At 41.2% G+C, this 12,526-nt stretch carries 24 protein-coding genes; all 24 read left to right on the top strand.

Annotated features, from left to right (window positions below; translation table 11 throughout):
* Window positions 1-8 precede the first annotated feature (8 nt).
* The 24 genes from KV696_RS05945 to secY all read left to right on the top strand — a co-directional run bounded on the left by KV696_RS05945 (window position 9) and on the right by secY (window position 12,433).
* A complete protein-coding gene (locus tag KV696_RS05945) occupies window positions 9-515 on the top strand; it encodes a GNAT family N-acetyltransferase (protein ID WP_219967106.1) in 507 nt (168 codons plus the stop codon).
* The gene (gene nrdG / locus KV696_RS05940; RefSeq protein WP_219967105.1) at window positions 508-1,098 is read left to right on the top strand and encodes an anaerobic ribonucleoside-triphosphate reductase activating protein; all 591 of its coding nucleotides are present in this window, start codon (window positions 508-510) and stop codon (window positions 1,096-1,098) included. Before KV696_RS05945 ends, nrdG begins: the two co-directional genes overlap by 8 nt.
* Window positions 1,099-1,351: 253 nt before the next feature.
* Entirely contained in the window at window positions 1,352-1,660 is a 309-nt protein-coding gene (gene rpsJ / locus KV696_RS05935) for a 30S ribosomal protein S10 (protein ID WP_001284513.1), read from the top strand.
* A gap of 82 nt (window positions 1,661-1,742) precedes the next feature.
* Complete coding sequence (gene rplC, locus KV696_RS05930) at window positions 1,743-2,369, top strand: 50S ribosomal protein L3 (protein ID WP_000160197.1); 627 nt, start codon at window positions 1,743-1,745, stop codon at window positions 2,367-2,369.
* 24 nt (window positions 2,370-2,393) lie between these two features.
* Window positions 2,394-3,017: a 50S ribosomal protein L4 gene (gene rplD, locus KV696_RS05925; RefSeq protein WP_000024549.1), complete on the top strand. Its 624-nt coding sequence runs from the start codon at window positions 2,394-2,396 to the stop codon at window positions 3,015-3,017.
* The gene (locus KV696_RS05920; protein ID WP_219967104.1) at window positions 3,017-3,313 is read left to right on the top strand and encodes a 50S ribosomal protein L23; all 297 of its coding nucleotides are present in this window, start codon (window positions 3,017-3,019) and stop codon (window positions 3,311-3,313) included. The genes rplD and KV696_RS05920 overlap by 1 nt, the downstream gene beginning before the upstream one ends.
* Before the next feature lie 17 nt (window positions 3,314-3,330).
* Window positions 3,331-4,164, top strand: a complete 834-nt coding sequence (rplB, locus tag KV696_RS05915; RefSeq protein WP_000512910.1) for a 50S ribosomal protein L2 — start codon at window positions 3,331-3,333, stop codon at window positions 4,162-4,164.
* A gap of 103 nt (window positions 4,165-4,267) precedes the next feature.
* Window positions 4,268-4,549: a 30S ribosomal protein S19 gene (gene rpsS, locus KV696_RS05910; RefSeq protein WP_000533766.1), complete on the top strand. Its 282-nt coding sequence runs from the start codon at window positions 4,268-4,270 to the stop codon at window positions 4,547-4,549.
* A gap of 11 nt (window positions 4,550-4,560) precedes the next feature.
* Complete coding sequence (gene rplV, locus KV696_RS05905; RefSeq protein ID WP_000818137.1) at window positions 4,561-4,905, top strand: 50S ribosomal protein L22; 345 nt, start codon at window positions 4,561-4,563, stop codon at window positions 4,903-4,905.
* 12 nt (window positions 4,906-4,917) lie between these two features.
* Complete coding sequence (gene rpsC / locus KV696_RS05900) at window positions 4,918-5,571, top strand: 30S ribosomal protein S3 (RefSeq protein WP_000529936.1); 654 nt, start codon at window positions 4,918-4,920, stop codon at window positions 5,569-5,571.
* 3 nt (window positions 5,572-5,574) lie between these two features.
* The gene (gene rplP / locus KV696_RS05895) at window positions 5,575-5,988 is read left to right on the top strand and encodes a 50S ribosomal protein L16 (RefSeq protein ID WP_000960946.1); all 414 of its coding nucleotides are present in this window, start codon (window positions 5,575-5,577) and stop codon (window positions 5,986-5,988) included.
* A gap of 9 nt (window positions 5,989-5,997) precedes the next feature.
* Window positions 5,998-6,204, top strand: coding sequence for a 50S ribosomal protein L29 (gene rpmC, locus KV696_RS05890; RefSeq protein ID WP_000772918.1), 207 nt, complete (start codon window positions 5,998-6,000; stop codon window positions 6,202-6,204).
* Between the two features lie 24 nt (window positions 6,205-6,228).
* Window positions 6,229-6,489, top strand: a complete 261-nt coding sequence (gene rpsQ, locus KV696_RS05885) for a 30S ribosomal protein S17 (protein WP_000440801.1) — start codon at window positions 6,229-6,231, stop codon at window positions 6,487-6,489.
* 25 nt (window positions 6,490-6,514) lie between these two features.
* A complete protein-coding gene (gene rplN / locus KV696_RS05880; RefSeq protein WP_000616545.1) occupies window positions 6,515-6,883 on the top strand; it encodes a 50S ribosomal protein L14 in 369 nt (122 codons plus the stop codon).
* Window positions 6,884-6,961: 78 nt separating this feature from the next.
* Window positions 6,962-7,267 (top strand): 50S ribosomal protein L24, encoded by a 306-nt coding sequence (rplX, locus tag KV696_RS05875; protein ID WP_000497691.1) that lies wholly within the window; start codon window positions 6,962-6,964, stop codon window positions 7,265-7,267.
* 23 nt (window positions 7,268-7,290) lie between these two features.
* Window positions 7,291-7,833, top strand: a complete 543-nt coding sequence (gene rplE, locus KV696_RS05870; RefSeq protein WP_219967103.1) for a 50S ribosomal protein L5 — start codon at window positions 7,291-7,293, stop codon at window positions 7,831-7,833.
* A 17-nt stretch (window positions 7,834-7,850) separates the two neighbouring features.
* On the top strand, window positions 7,851-8,036 hold the full coding sequence (locus KV696_RS05865; RefSeq protein ID WP_001085697.1) for a type Z 30S ribosomal protein S14: 186 nt from the start codon (window positions 7,851-7,853) through the stop codon (window positions 8,034-8,036).
* A 180-nt stretch (window positions 8,037-8,216) separates the two neighbouring features.
* Entirely contained in the window at window positions 8,217-8,615 is a 399-nt protein-coding gene (rpsH, locus tag KV696_RS05860; RefSeq protein WP_000245504.1) for a 30S ribosomal protein S8, read from the top strand.
* 225 nt (window positions 8,616-8,840) lie between these two features.
* A complete protein-coding gene (gene rplF, locus KV696_RS05855) occupies window positions 8,841-9,377 on the top strand; it encodes a 50S ribosomal protein L6 (protein WP_219967102.1) in 537 nt (178 codons plus the stop codon).
* Window positions 9,378-9,460: 83 nt separating this feature from the next.
* Window positions 9,461-9,817, top strand: coding sequence for a 50S ribosomal protein L18 (rplR, locus tag KV696_RS05850; protein ID WP_000624044.1), 357 nt, complete (start codon window positions 9,461-9,463; stop codon window positions 9,815-9,817).
* 17 nt (window positions 9,818-9,834) lie between these two features.
* On the top strand, window positions 9,835-10,329 hold the full coding sequence (gene rpsE, locus KV696_RS05845) for a 30S ribosomal protein S5 (protein WP_000874202.1): 495 nt from the start codon (window positions 9,835-9,837) through the stop codon (window positions 10,327-10,329).
* Window positions 10,330-10,342: 13 nt separating this feature from the next.
* Window positions 10,343-10,525 (top strand): 50S ribosomal protein L30, encoded by a 183-nt coding sequence (gene rpmD, locus KV696_RS05840; protein WP_000057241.1) that lies wholly within the window; start codon window positions 10,343-10,345, stop codon window positions 10,523-10,525.
* Between the two features lie 144 nt (window positions 10,526-10,669).
* Complete coding sequence (rplO, locus tag KV696_RS05835) at window positions 10,670-11,110, top strand: 50S ribosomal protein L15 (protein WP_000766087.1); 441 nt, start codon at window positions 10,670-10,672, stop codon at window positions 11,108-11,110.
* 12 nt (window positions 11,111-11,122) lie between these two features.
* Window positions 11,123-12,433 (top strand): preprotein translocase subunit SecY, encoded by a 1,311-nt coding sequence (gene secY / locus KV696_RS05830; RefSeq protein WP_000465402.1) that lies wholly within the window; start codon window positions 11,123-11,125, stop codon window positions 12,431-12,433.
* The last annotated feature ends 93 nt before the right edge of the window (window positions 12,434-12,526 follow it).

The following is a 12,526-nucleotide window of genomic DNA, read 5'->3' as shown; positions in this document are numbered from 1 at the left end:
AGGTAAGGATGGAATTACGCAGACCAAGATTAGCAGATAAAGAAACGGTTTTAGAGATGATGGTAGAGTTTGAAAAATATCAGTCGCCTCACGACGGTGGTTTCTGGGATACAGAGAACTTTGTGTATGAAGAATGGTTGGAAACAAATATGCAAAAAGAGATGGGAATAAACTTGCCTGAAAATCGTGTTCCTTCTATTCAATTTGTATCATTTGATGATGTAGGTCGTGCTCTAGGTTTTTTGAATCTGCGATTGAGACTGAATGAGGGTTTACTGAATTATGCTGGCCACATTGGCTACTCCATTCGTCCATCAGAAAGAGGTAAAGGTTATGCCAAAGAAACTCTCCGTCAGGGTTTGCAAGTTGCTAAGGAAAAGAACATCAAGAAAGCTCTTGTGACCTGTAGCGTGAATAATCCTGCTAGCAGAGCAGTCATTCTAGTAAATGGAGGAATTCTTGAAGATGTTCGTAATGGAGTTGAGCGTTATTGGATAGAGGTAGCGAATGAATAATCCAAAACCACAAGAGTGGAAAAGCGAAGAGCTCAGTCAAGGCCGTATTATTGATTACAAGGCCTTTAACTTTGTGGATGGAGAGGGTGTGCGTAACTCTCTCTATATAGCAGGTTGCATGTTTCACTGCGAGGGGTGTTATAATGTAGCGACCTGGTCCTTCAATGCTGGCATTCCCTATACAGCAGAATTAGAAGAGCAGATCATGGCAGATCTTGCTCAACCCTATGTTCAAGGCTTGACCTTGCTGGGAGGGGAGCCATTTCTCAATACGGGTATTCTCTTGCCACTTGTTAAACGTATCCGGAAGGAATTGCCAGATAAGGATATCTGGTCCTGGACGGGCTATACATGGGAAGAAATGATGCTGGAGACCCCAGATAAATTGGAACTCTTATCACTGATTGACATTCTGGTCGATGGAAGATATGACCGAACTAAGAGAAATCTCATGCTCCAGTTTCGAGGTTCTTCCAATCAACGAATTATCGATGTGCAAAAATCTCTCAAAAGTGGGCAAGTAGTGATTTGGGACAAACTCAATGATGGAAAAGAAAGCTATGAACAGGTGAAGAGAGAGTAACTTTCTTCCATAAAATACTTAAATAAATGACCTGTCAAAAAAGAAAACATTTTCATGTTAAAAATTTTAAAAAAACAGCAACAAATTCCTTGCAATCGCAGGGGCTTTGTGTTATTCTATTATGGTGCTGTAAATTACAGCCTTAGCTTTGATGCAAGAGGTTGCGACACGCTCGGTTGCATTGCCACGCAACTCGCGTCGGTTTTCTTGTGGAGCTAGCCTATTATCTTAAATAGACGAAAAGGAGAAAAAGATGGCAAACAAAAAAATCCGTATCCGTTTGAAAGCTTACGAACACCGTACGCTTGACACAGCGGCTGCAAAAATCGTAGAATCAGCTACTCGTACAGGTGCACAAGTTGCGGGTCCAATCCCACTTCCAACTGAACGTAGCCTCTACACAATCATTCGTGCGACTCACAAATACAAAGACTCTCGCGAACAATTCGAAATGCGTACACACAAACGTTTGATCGATATCGTTAATCCAACTCAAAAAACAGTTGATGCGTTGATGAAATTGGATCTTCCAAGTGGTGTAAACGTAGAAATCAAACTTTAATCTAAAGCTTGATACCTTGAGCATAAAAAACGCTCGTTAAAAACTTTTTGAATAAAAAATATAGAAAAGGAACTATTTTCTCATGACAAAAGGAATCTTAGGGAAAAAAGTGGGAATGACTCAAATCTTCACTGAAGCTGGCGAATTGATCCCTGTAACAGTTATTGAAGCAACTCCAAACGTTGTTCTTCAAGTTAAAACTGTTGAAACAGACGGATACAACGCTATCCAAGTTGGTTTCGATGACAAACGCGAAGTATTGAGCAACAAACCTGCTAAAGGACATGTAGCGAAAGCTAACACGGCTCCTAAGCGCTTCATTCGTGAATTCAAAAACGTTGAAGGCTTGGAAGTTGGTGCTGAAATCACAGTTGAAACATTCGCAGCTGGAGACGTTGTTGACGTAACTGGTACTTCTAAAGGTAAAGGTTTCCAAGGTGTTATCAAACGCCACGGACAATCACGTGGACCAATGGCTCACGGTTCTCGTTACCACCGTCGTCCAGGTTCTATGGGACCTGTTGCACCTAACCGCGTATTCAAAGGTAAAAACCTTGCAGGACGTATGGGTGGTGATCGCGTAACAATTCAAAACCTTGAAGTTGTACAAGTTGTTCCAGAAAAGAACGTTATCCTTATCAAAGGTAACGTACCAGGTGCTAAGAAATCTCTTATCACTATCAAGTCAGCAGTTAAAGCTGGTAAATAATAAGGAAAGGGGAATACAGTCAAAATGGCAAATGTAACATTATTCGACCAAACTGGTAAACAAGCTGGCGAAGTTGTTCTTAACGATGCAATCTTTGGTATCGAACCAAACCAATCTGTTGTGTTTGATGTGATCATCAGCCAACGTGCTAGCCTTCGTCAAGGAACTCACGCAGTTAAAAACCGCTCAGCTGTTTCAGGTGGCGGACGCAAACCATGGCGTCAAAAAGGAACTGGACGTGCTCGTCAAGGTTCTATCCGCTCTCCACAATGGCGTGGTGGTGGAATCGTCTTCGGACCAACTCCACGTAGCTATGCGTACAAACTTCCTCAAAAAGTTCGTCGCCTTGCGCTTAAATCTGTTTACTCAGAAAAAGTTGCTGAAAATAAATTTGTAGCCGTTGATTCTCTTGAATTTACAGCTCCAAAAACTGCTGAATTTGCAAAAGTTCTTGCAGCTTTGAGCATCGATTCTAAAGTCCTTGTTATTCTTGAAGAAGGAAACGAATTCGCAGCTCTCTCAGCTCGTAACCTTCCAAATGTGAAAGTTGCGACTGCTACAACTGCAAGTGTTCTTGACATCGCAAATAGTGACAAACTTCTTGTTACTCAAGCAGCTATCTCTAAAATCGAGGAGGTTCTTGCATAATGAATTTGTATGATGTTATCAAAAAACCTGTCATCACTGAAAGCTCAATGGCTCAACTTGAAGCAGGAAAATATGTATTTGAAGTTGACACTCGTGCACACAAACTTTTGATCAAGCAAGCTGTTGAAGCTGCTTTCGAAGGTGTTAAAGTTGCAAATGTTAACACAATCAACGTAAAACCAAAAGCTAAACGTGTTGGACGTTACACTGGTTTTACTAACAAAACTAAAAAAGCTATCATCACACTTACAGCTGATTCTAAATCAATCGAGTTGTTTGCTGCTGAAGCTGAATAATCTAAGGAGGAAATATCGTGGGAATTCGTGTTTATAAACCAACAACAAACGGTCGCCGTAATATGACTTCTTTGGATTTCGCTGAAATCACAACAAGCACTCCTGAAAAATCATTGCTTGTTGCATTGAAGAGCAAGGCTGGTCGTAACAACAACGGTCGTATCACAGTTCGTCACCAAGGTGGTGGACACAAACGTTTCTACCGTTTGGTTGACTTCAAACGTAACAAAGACAACGTTGAAGCAGTTGTTAAAACAATCGAGTACGATCCAAACCGTTCTGCAAACATCGCTCTTGTACACTACACTGACGGTGTGAAAGCATACATCATCGCTCCAAAAGGTCTTGAAGTAGGTCAACGTATCGTTTCAGGTCCAGAAGCAGATATCAAAGTCGGAAACGCTCTTCCACTTGCTAACATCCCAGTTGGTACTTTGATCCACAACATTGAGTTGAAACCAGGTCGTGGTGGTGAATTGGTACGTGCTGCTGGAGCTTCTGCTCAAGTATTGGGTCAAGAAGGTAAATACGTTCTTGTTCGTCTTCAATCAGGTGAAGTTCGTATGATTCTTGGAACTTGCCGTGCTACAGTTGGTGTTGTCGGAAACGAACAACATGGACTTGTAAACCTTGGTAAAGCAGGACGTAGCCGTTGGAAAGGTATCCGCCCAACAGTTCGTGGTTCTGTAATGAACCCTAACGATCACCCACACGGTGGTGGTGAAGGTAAAGCACCAGTTGGTCGTAAAGCACCATCTACTCCATGGGGCAAACCTGCTCTTGGTCTTAAAACTCGTAACAAGAAAGCGAAATCTGACAAACTTATCGTTCGTCGTCGCAACGAGAAATAATATTAAACTAGTCGCTTAAGCAACTAGTAAATCCGCCAGCTCGGTAGCGCTCCATAGGAGCGCAAGCCGCTGTGGTACAACATTTAAAGGAGAAAATATAAAAATGGGACGCAGTCTTAAAAAAGGACCTTTCGTCGATGAGCATTTGATGAAAAAAGTTGAAGCTCAAGCTAACGACGAAAAGAAAAAAGTTATTAAAACTTGGTCACGTCGTTCAACGATCTTCCCAAGTTTCATTGGTTACACTATTGCAGTTTATGACGGACGTAAACACGTACCTGTTTACATCCAAGAAGACATGGTAGGTCACAAACTTGGTGAATTTGCACCAACTCGTACTTACAAAGGTCACGCTGCAGACGACAAGAAAACACGTAGAAAATAAGGAGAACATAAATGGCAGAAATTACTTCAGCTAAAGCAATGGCTCGTACAGTACGTGTTTCACCTCGTAAATCACGTCTTGTTCTTGATAACATCCGTGGTAAAAGCGTAGCCGATGCAATCGCAATCTTGACATTCACTCCAAACAAAGCTGCTGAAATCATCTTGAAAGTTTTGAACTCAGCTGTAGCTAACGCTGAAAACAACTTTGGTTTGGATAAAGCTAACTTGGTAGTATCTGAAGCATTCGCAAACGAAGGACCAACTATGAAACGTTTCCGTCCACGTGCGAAAGGTTCAGCTTCACCAATCAACAAACGTACAGCTCACATCACTGTAGCTGTTGCAGAAAAATAAGGAGGTAAAATCGTGGGTCAAAAAGTACATCCAATTGGTATGCGTGTCGGCATCATCCGTGATTGGGATGCCAAATGGTATGCTGAAAAAGAATACGCGGATTACCTTCATGAAGATCTTGCAATCCGTAAATTCGTTCAAAAAGAACTTGCTGACGCAGCAGTTTCAACTATCGAAATCGAACGCGCAGTAAACAAAGTTAACGTTTCACTTCACACTGCTAAACCAGGTATGGTTATCGGTAAAGGTGGTGCTAACGTTGATGCACTCCGTGCAAAACTTAACAAATTGACTGGAAAACAAGTACACATCAACATCATCGAAATCAAACAACCTGATTTGGATGCTCACCTTGTAGGTGAAGGAATTGCTCGTCAATTGGAGCAACGTGTTGCTTTCCGTCGTGCACAAAAACAAGCAATCCAACGTGCAATGCGTGCTGGAGCTAAAGGAATCAAAACTCAAGTATCAGGTCGTTTGAACGGTGCAGATATCGCCCGTGCTGAAGGATACTCTGAAGGAACTGTTCCACTTCACACACTTCGTGCAGATATCGATTACGCTTGGGAAGAAGCAGATACTACATACGGTAAACTTGGTGTTAAAGTATGGATCTACCGTGGTGAAGTTCTTCCAGCTCGCAAAAACACTAAAGGAGGTAAATAACCAATGTTAGTACCTAAACGTGTTAAACACCGTCGTGAATTCCGTGGAAAAATGCGCGGTGAAGCAAAAGGTGGAAAAGAAGTAGCATTCGGTGAATACGGTCTTCAAGCTACAACTAGCCACTGGATCACTAACCGCCAAATCGAAGCTGCTCGTATCGCCATGACTCGTTACATGAAACGTGGTGGTAAAGTTTGGATTAAAATCTTCCCACACAAATCATACACTGCTAAAGCTATCGGTGTGCGTATGGGATCTGGTAAAGGGGCACCTGAAGGTTGGGTAGCACCAGTTAAACGTGGTAAAGTGATGTTCGAAATCGCTGGTGTATCTGAAGAGATCGCTCGCGAAGCGCTTCGTCTTGCTAGCCACAAATTGCCAGTTAAATGTAAATTCGTAAAACGTGAAGCAGAATAAGGAGAAGGCATGAAACTTAATGAAGTAAAAGAATTTGTTAAAGAACTTCGTGGTCTTTCTCAAGAAGAACTCGCGAAGCGCGAAAACGAATTGAAAAAAGAATTGTTTGAACTTCGTTTCCAAGCTGCTACTGGTCAATTGGAACAAACAGCTCGCTTGAAAGAAGTTAAAAAACAAATCGCTCGTATCAAAACAGTTCAATCTGAAGCGAAATAATAGACTAGGGAAGGAGAAATTTCAATGGAACGCAATAATCGTAAAGTTCTTGTTGGACGTGTTGTATCTGACAAAATGGACAAGACAATCACAGTTGTAGTTGAAACAAAACGTAACCACCCAGTCTATGGTAAACGTATTAACTACTCTAAAAAATACAAAGCTCATGATGAAAACAATGTTGCCAAAGAAGGTGATATCGTTCGTATCATGGAAACTCGCCCGCTTTCAGCTACAAAACGTTTCCGTCTTGTAGAAGTTGTTGAAGAAGCGGTCATCATCTAATCAAACCTGAAAGGAGAAAACTGAAATGATTCAAACAGAAACTCGTTTGAAAGTCGCAGACAACAGCGGTGCTCGCGAAATCTTGACTATCAAAGTTCTTGGTGGTTCAGGACGTAAATTTGCAAACATCGGTGATGTTATTGTGGCATCTGTAAAACAAGCTACTCCTGGTGGTGCGGTTAAAAAAGGTGACGTTGTTAAAGCAGTTATCGTTCGTACTAAATCAGGTGCTCGTCGTGCTGATGGTTCATACATCAAATTTGACGAAAACGCAGCAGTTATCATCCGTGAAGACAAAACTCCTCGCGGAACACGTATCTTTGGCCCAGTTGCACGTGAATTGCGTGAAGGTGGCTTCATGAAGATCGTGTCACTTGCTCCAGAAGTACTTTAATTTTTAGAAACAAACTAGTCCCCTGGATTTACCTCCAGGGTGCCCTTATGGGCGTAAGAAAAATCAAGGAGAAACCTAATGTTTGTAAAAAAAGGCGACAAAGTTCGCGTAATCGCTGGTAAAGATAAGGGAACAGAAGCTGTTGTCCTTACTGCCCTTCCAAAAGTAAACAAAGTTATCGTTGAAGGTGTTAACATCGTTAAGAAACACCAACGTCCAACTAACGAGCTTCCTCAAGGTGGTATCATCGAGAAAGAAGCAGCTATCCACGTATCAAACGTTCAAGTATTGGACAAAAATGGTGTAGCTGGTCGTGTTGGTTACAAATTTGTAGACGGTAAAAAAGTTCGCTACAACAAAAAATCAGGCGAAGTGCTTGATTAATCACGAAGGAAAGGAGAAGTATAATGGCAAATCGTTTAAAAGAAAAATATCTTAATGAAGTAGTTCCTGCTTTGACAGAACAATTCAACTACTCATCAGTGATGGCTGTGCCTAAAGTAGATAAGATCGTTTTGAACATGGGTGTTGGTGAAGCTGTATCAAACGCGAAAAGCCTTGAAAAAGCTGCTGAAGAATTGGCACTTATTTCAGGTCAAAAACCACTTATCACTAAAGCTAAAAAATCAATCGCCGGCTTCCGTCTTCGTGAAGGTGTTGCGATCGGTGCAAAAGTTACCCTTCGTGGTGAACGTATGTACGAATTCTTGGATAAATTGGTTTCGATTTCACTTCCACGTGTACGTGACTTCCACGGTGTTCCAACAAAATCATTTGATGGACGCGGAAACTACACACTTGGTGTGAAAGAACAATTGATCTTCCCAGAAATCAACTTTGATGACGTTGACAAAACTCGTGGTCTTGACATCGTTATCGTAACAACTGCTAACACTGACGAAGAGTCACGTGCATTGCTTACAGGCCTTGGAATGCCTTTTGCAAAATAATATAGGAGGTAAATCTAATGGCTAAAAAATCAATGATTGCTAAGAACAAACGTCCAGCGAAGTTCTCTACTCAAGCTTATACTCGTTGTGAAAAATGTGGCCGTCCACATTCAGTTTACCGCAAATTTAAACTTTGCCGTGTTTGCTTCCGTGAATTAGCTTACAAAGGACAAATCCCAGGCGTTACCAAAGCATCTTGGTAATTCTAACTTTCAATCCCGTCGTGATTCGTCGTTATCTGCTTTTGCCTAACTCAAGTTATGCCTGCAAGCAGATGCCTAGACTCACTTAGGAATTGAAACCTAGAAACATATTCTGAGCCTAGCTCAATCATTAACTAGCAAGTGCAACTTGCAAACTACTAGTAAGAGGAGAAAAACAAAATGGTTATGACTGACCCAATCGCAGACTTCCTAACTCGTATTCGTAACGCTAACCAAGCTAAACACGAAGTACTTGAAGTACCTGCATCAAACATCAAAAAAGGGATTGCTGAAATCCTTAAACGCGAAGGTTTTGTAAAAAACGTTGAAATCATCGAAGATGACAAACAAGGCATCATCCGTGTATTCCTTAAATACGGACCAAACGGTGAAAAAGTTATCACTAACTTGAAACGTGTTTCTAAACCAGGACTTCGTGTCTACAAAAAACGTGAAGACCTTCCAAAAGTTCTTAACGGACTTGGAATTGCTATCCTTTCAACTTCTGAAGGTTTGCTTACTGATAAAGAAGCACGCCAAAAGAATGTTGGTGGTGAAGTTATCGCTTACGTTTGGTAATTGATGATGTGAGAGCGTTAAAAGAATGCAGTGAAAATAGGAAGTTTGTAGCAGGAGCGATGCTCCAAGACAAACTTATCTTTTTCACCAAATTCTTAGCTCGAACTCAAATCAAGATACAAAGCTCGTTAGAGCGTGTTCAGTTCAGCTCTTGAACTAAATAAGTATCTGACCCCCGTGAAAACTGGCCGTTCTGGCCTGACAATTTAACAGGAGAAAATAAACATGTCACGTATTGGTAATAAAGTTATCGTGTTGCCTGCTGGTGTTGAAATCACTAACAATGACAACGTTGTAACTGTAAAAGGACCTAAAGGAGAACTTACTCGTGAGTTCTCAAAAGATATTGAAATCCGTGTGGAAGGTTCTGAAGTAACTCTTCACCGTCCAAACGATTCAAAAGAAATGAAAACTATCCACGGAACTACTCGTGCCCTTTTGAACAACATGGTTGTTGGTGTATCAGAAGGATTCAAGAAAGAACTTGAAATGCGCGGGGTTGGTTACCGTGCACAACTTCAAGGATCTAAACTTGTTTTGGCTGTTGGTAAATCTCATCCAGACGAAGTTGAAGCTCCAGAAGGAATTACTTTTGAACTTCCAAACCCAACAACAATTGTTGTTAGCGGAATTTCAAAAGAAGTAGTTGGTCAAACAGCTGCTTACGTACGTAGCCTTCGTTCACCAGAACCATATAAAGGTAAAGGTATCCGTTACGTTGGTGAATTCGTTCGCCGTAAAGAAGGTAAAACAGGTAAATAATGTTGAGTGGTTGATCATCAACCACCAACCTATTTTCCAACTTTGTGCATAGCACACGATTTAAAACTAAAGAGGTGAAAACTGTGATTTCAAAACCAGATAAAAACAAACTCCGCCAAAAACGCCACCGTCGCGTTCGCGGAAAACTCTCTGGAACTGCTGATCGCCCACGTTTGAACGTATTCCGTTCTAATACAGGCATCTACGCTCAAGTGATTGATGACGTAGCGGGTGTAACGCTCGCAAGTGCTTCAACTCTTGACAAAGAAGTTTCAAAAGGAACTAAAACTGAACAAGCCGTTGCTGTCGGTAAACTCGTTGCAGAACGTGCAAACGCTAAAGGTATTTCAGAAGTGGTGTTCGACCGCGGTGGATATCTATATCACGGACGTGTGAAAGCTTTGGCTGATGCAGCTCGTGAAAACGGATTGAAATTCTAATAGGAGGACACTAGAAAATGGCATTTAAAGACAATGCAGTTGAATTAGAAGAACGCGTAGTTGCTGTCAACCGTGTTACAAAAGTTGTTAAAGGTGGACGTCGTCTTCGTTTCGCAGCTCTTGTTGTTGTTGGTGACCACAACGGTCGCGTAGGATTTGGTACTGGTAAAGCTCAAGAAGTTCCAGAAGCAATCCGTAAAGCAGTAGATGATGCTAAGAAAAACTTGATCGAAGTTCCTATGGTTGGAACAACAATCCCACACGAAGTTCTTTCAGAATTCGGTGGAGCTAAAGTATTGTTGAAACCTGCTGTAGAAGGTTCTGGAGTTGCCGCTGGTGGTGCAGTTCGTGCCGTTGTGGAATTGGCAGGTGTGGCAGATATTACATCTAAATCACTTGGTTCTAACACTCCAATCAACATTGTTCGTGCAACTGTTGAAGGTTTGAAACAATTGAAACGCGCTGAAGAAGTTGCTGCCCTTCGTGGTATTTCAGTTTCTGATTTGGCATAAGAAAGGGGATAAAATGGCTCAAATTAAAATTACTTTGACTAAGTCTCCAATCGGACGCATTCCATCACAACGTAAAACTGTTGTAGCACTTGGACTTGGCAAATTGAACAGCTCTGTTATTAAAGAAGATAACGCTGCTATCCGTGGTATGATCACAGCAGTATCTCACTTGGTAACAGTTGAAGAAGTAAACTAATGAATTTTTAGGGGATGTGCACTATACCATCCCCTAAAACTAGATATAGTCATCTATGATGACGTCGTATAGGCGAGTTGATGGGGGAGACAACCTTTTCTCCCTTATCGGCGCTAGCATTTTACAAAAGAGGAGAAAATAAAAATGAAACTTCATGAATTGAAACCTGCAGAAGGTTCTCGTAAAGTACGTAACCGCGTTGGTCGTGGTACTTCATCAGGTAACGGTAAAACATCTGGTCGTGGTCAAAAAGGTCAAAAAGCTCGTAGCGGTGGCGGAGTTCGCCTTGGTTTTGAAGGTGGACAAACTCCATTGTTCCGTCGTCTTCCAAAACGTGGATTCACTAACATCAACGCTAAAGAATACGCAATTGTGAACCTTGACCAATTGAACGTCTTTGAAGATGGTGCTGAAGTAACTCCAGTTGTTCTTATCGAAGCAGGAATTGTTAAAGCTGAAAAATCAGGTATTAAAATTCTTGGTAACGGTGAGTTGACTAAGAAATTGACTGTAAAAGCAGCTAAATTCTCTAAATCAGCTGAAGAAGCTATCACTGCTAAAGGTGGTTCAGTAGAAGTCATCTAAGAGAGGTGACCTATGTTTTTTAAATTATTAAGAGAAGCTCTTAAAGTCAAGCAGGTTCGATCAAAAATTTTATTTACAATTTTTATCGTTTTGGTCTTTCGTATCGGAACTAGCATTACAGTTCCTGGTGTGAATGCCAATAGCTTGAATGCTTTAAGTGGATTATCCTTCTTAAACATGTTGAGCTTGGTCTCAGGGAATGCCATGAAAAACTTCTCAGTTTTTGCTCTTGGTGTTAGTCCCTACATTACGGCCTCTATCGTTGTCCAACTCTTGCAAATGGATATTTTACCCAAATTTGTAGAGTGGGGTAAACAAGGGGAAGTAGGTCGAAGAAAATTGAATCAAGCTACTCGTTATATTGCTCTAGTTCTCGCTTTTGTGCAATCTATCGGGATTACAGCTGGTTTTAATACTTTGGCTGGAGCTCAATTGTTGAAAACAGCTCTTACTCCACAAGTCTTTATCATGATTGGTATCATCTTAACAGCTGGTAGCATGATTGTGACGTGGTTGGGAGAGCAAATTACAGATAAGGGATACGGAAATGGTGTTTCTATGATTATCTTTGCTGGGATTGTTGCCTCAATTCCAGAGATGATTCAGGGCATCTATGTGGACTACTTTGTGAACGTCCCAAGTGACCGTATCAACTCATCTATTATTTTTGTAATCATTTTGATTATTACTGTTTTGTTGATCATTTACTTTACAACCTATGTTCAACAAGCAGAATACAAAATTCCAATCCAATATACTAAGGTTGCACAAGGTGCTCCATCTAGCTCTTACCTTCCTTTGAAGGTAAACCCTGCTGGAGTTATCCCTGTTATCTTTGCAAGTTCGATTACTGCAGCGCCAGCGGCTATTCTTCAGTTTTTGAGCGCTACAGGTCATGATTGGGCTTGGGTAAGAACGGCACAAGAAATGTTGGCAACAACTTCACCAACTGGTATTGCCATGTATGCTTTGTTGATTATTCTCTTTACATTCTTCTATACGTTTGTGCAGATTAATCCTGAAAAAGCGGCAGAGAACCTACAAAAGAGCGGTGCCTATATCCATGGAGTTCGTCCTGGTAAAGGTACAGAAGAATATATGTCTAAACTTCTTCGTCGTCTTGCAACTGTTGGTTCCCTCTTCCTTGGTGTGATTTCTATTTTACCGATTGTAGCAAAGGATGTTTTCGGACTTTCAGAAGCAGTTGCTTTTGGAGGAACTAGTCTTTTGATCATTATCTCTACAGGTATTGAAGGAATCAAACAATTGGAAGGTTACCTATTGAAACGTAAGTATGTTGGTTTCATGGACAGAACAGAATAAGAGTATTTACTGAATTGGTAAATGCTGAGGGAGTGGAGGTTTAAACTCTGACATTTGTGAGAGTTTGGTCTCCCCTCTTCTATTTTGTTTTTA

It is taken from the genome of Streptococcus humanilactis, assembly GCF_019448275.1.
Taxonomy (GTDB): Bacteria; Bacillota; Bacilli; order Lactobacillales; family Streptococcaceae; genus Streptococcus; species Streptococcus humanilactis.
Note: the sequence above shows the minus strand (reverse complement) of the source record. Positions and strands in the feature narration are given on the sequence as shown.

Bases quoted from the DNA above. Each gene is read 5' to 3' on its own strand.
- rplX (WP_000497691.1), top strand. From the start codon at position 6,962: ATGTTTGTAAAAAAAGGCGACAAAGTTCGCGTAATCGCTGGTAAAGAT.
- secY (WP_000465402.1), top strand. From the start codon at position 11,123: ATGTTTTTTAAATTATTAAGAGAAGCTCTTAAAGTCAAGCAGGTTCGA.
- rplD (WP_000024549.1), top strand. From the start codon at position 2,394: ATGGCAAATGTAACATTATTCGACCAAACTGGTAAACAAGCTGGCGAA.
- rpmC (WP_000772918.1), top strand. From the start codon at position 5,998: ATGAAACTTAATGAAGTAAAAGAATTTGTTAAAGAACTTCGTGGTCTT.
- KV696_RS05865 (WP_001085697.1), top strand. From the start codon at position 7,851: ATGGCTAAAAAATCAATGATTGCTAAGAACAAACGTCCAGCGAAGTTC.
- rplC (WP_000160197.1), top strand. From the start codon at position 1,743: ATGACAAAAGGAATCTTAGGGAAAAAAGTGGGAATGACTCAAATCTTC.
- rplN (WP_000616545.1), top strand. From the start codon at position 6,515: ATGATTCAAACAGAAACTCGTTTGAAAGTCGCAGACAACAGCGGTGCT.
- rpsE (WP_000874202.1), top strand. From the start codon at position 9,835: ATGGCATTTAAAGACAATGCAGTTGAATTAGAAGAACGCGTAGTTGCT.
- rplO (WP_000766087.1), top strand. From the start codon at position 10,670: ATGAAACTTCATGAATTGAAACCTGCAGAAGGTTCTCGTAAAGTACGT.
- rpsQ (WP_000440801.1), top strand. From the start codon at position 6,229: ATGGAACGCAATAATCGTAAAGTTCTTGTTGGACGTGTTGTATCTGAC.
- rpsH (WP_000245504.1), top strand. From the start codon at position 8,217: ATGGTTATGACTGACCCAATCGCAGACTTCCTAACTCGTATTCGTAAC.
- KV696_RS05945 (WP_219967106.1), top strand. From the start codon at position 9: ATGGAATTACGCAGACCAAGATTAGCAGATAAAGAAACGGTTTTAGAG.
- rplE (WP_219967103.1), top strand. From the start codon at position 7,291: ATGGCAAATCGTTTAAAAGAAAAATATCTTAATGAAGTAGTTCCTGCT.
- rplF (WP_219967102.1), top strand. From the start codon at position 8,841: ATGTCACGTATTGGTAATAAAGTTATCGTGTTGCCTGCTGGTGTTGAA.
- nrdG (WP_219967105.1), top strand. From the start codon at position 508: ATGAATAATCCAAAACCACAAGAGTGGAAAAGCGAAGAGCTCAGTCAA.
- KV696_RS05920 (WP_219967104.1), top strand. From the start codon at position 3,017: ATGAATTTGTATGATGTTATCAAAAAACCTGTCATCACTGAAAGCTCA.
- rpsJ (WP_001284513.1), top strand. From the start codon at position 1,352: ATGGCAAACAAAAAAATCCGTATCCGTTTGAAAGCTTACGAACACCGT.
- rpsS (WP_000533766.1), top strand. From the start codon at position 4,268: ATGGGACGCAGTCTTAAAAAAGGACCTTTCGTCGATGAGCATTTGATG.
- rplP (WP_000960946.1), top strand. From the start codon at position 5,575: ATGTTAGTACCTAAACGTGTTAAACACCGTCGTGAATTCCGTGGAAAA.
- rpmD (WP_000057241.1), top strand. From the start codon at position 10,343: ATGGCTCAAATTAAAATTACTTTGACTAAGTCTCCAATCGGACGCATT.
- rplV (WP_000818137.1), top strand. From the start codon at position 4,561: ATGGCAGAAATTACTTCAGCTAAAGCAATGGCTCGTACAGTACGTGTT.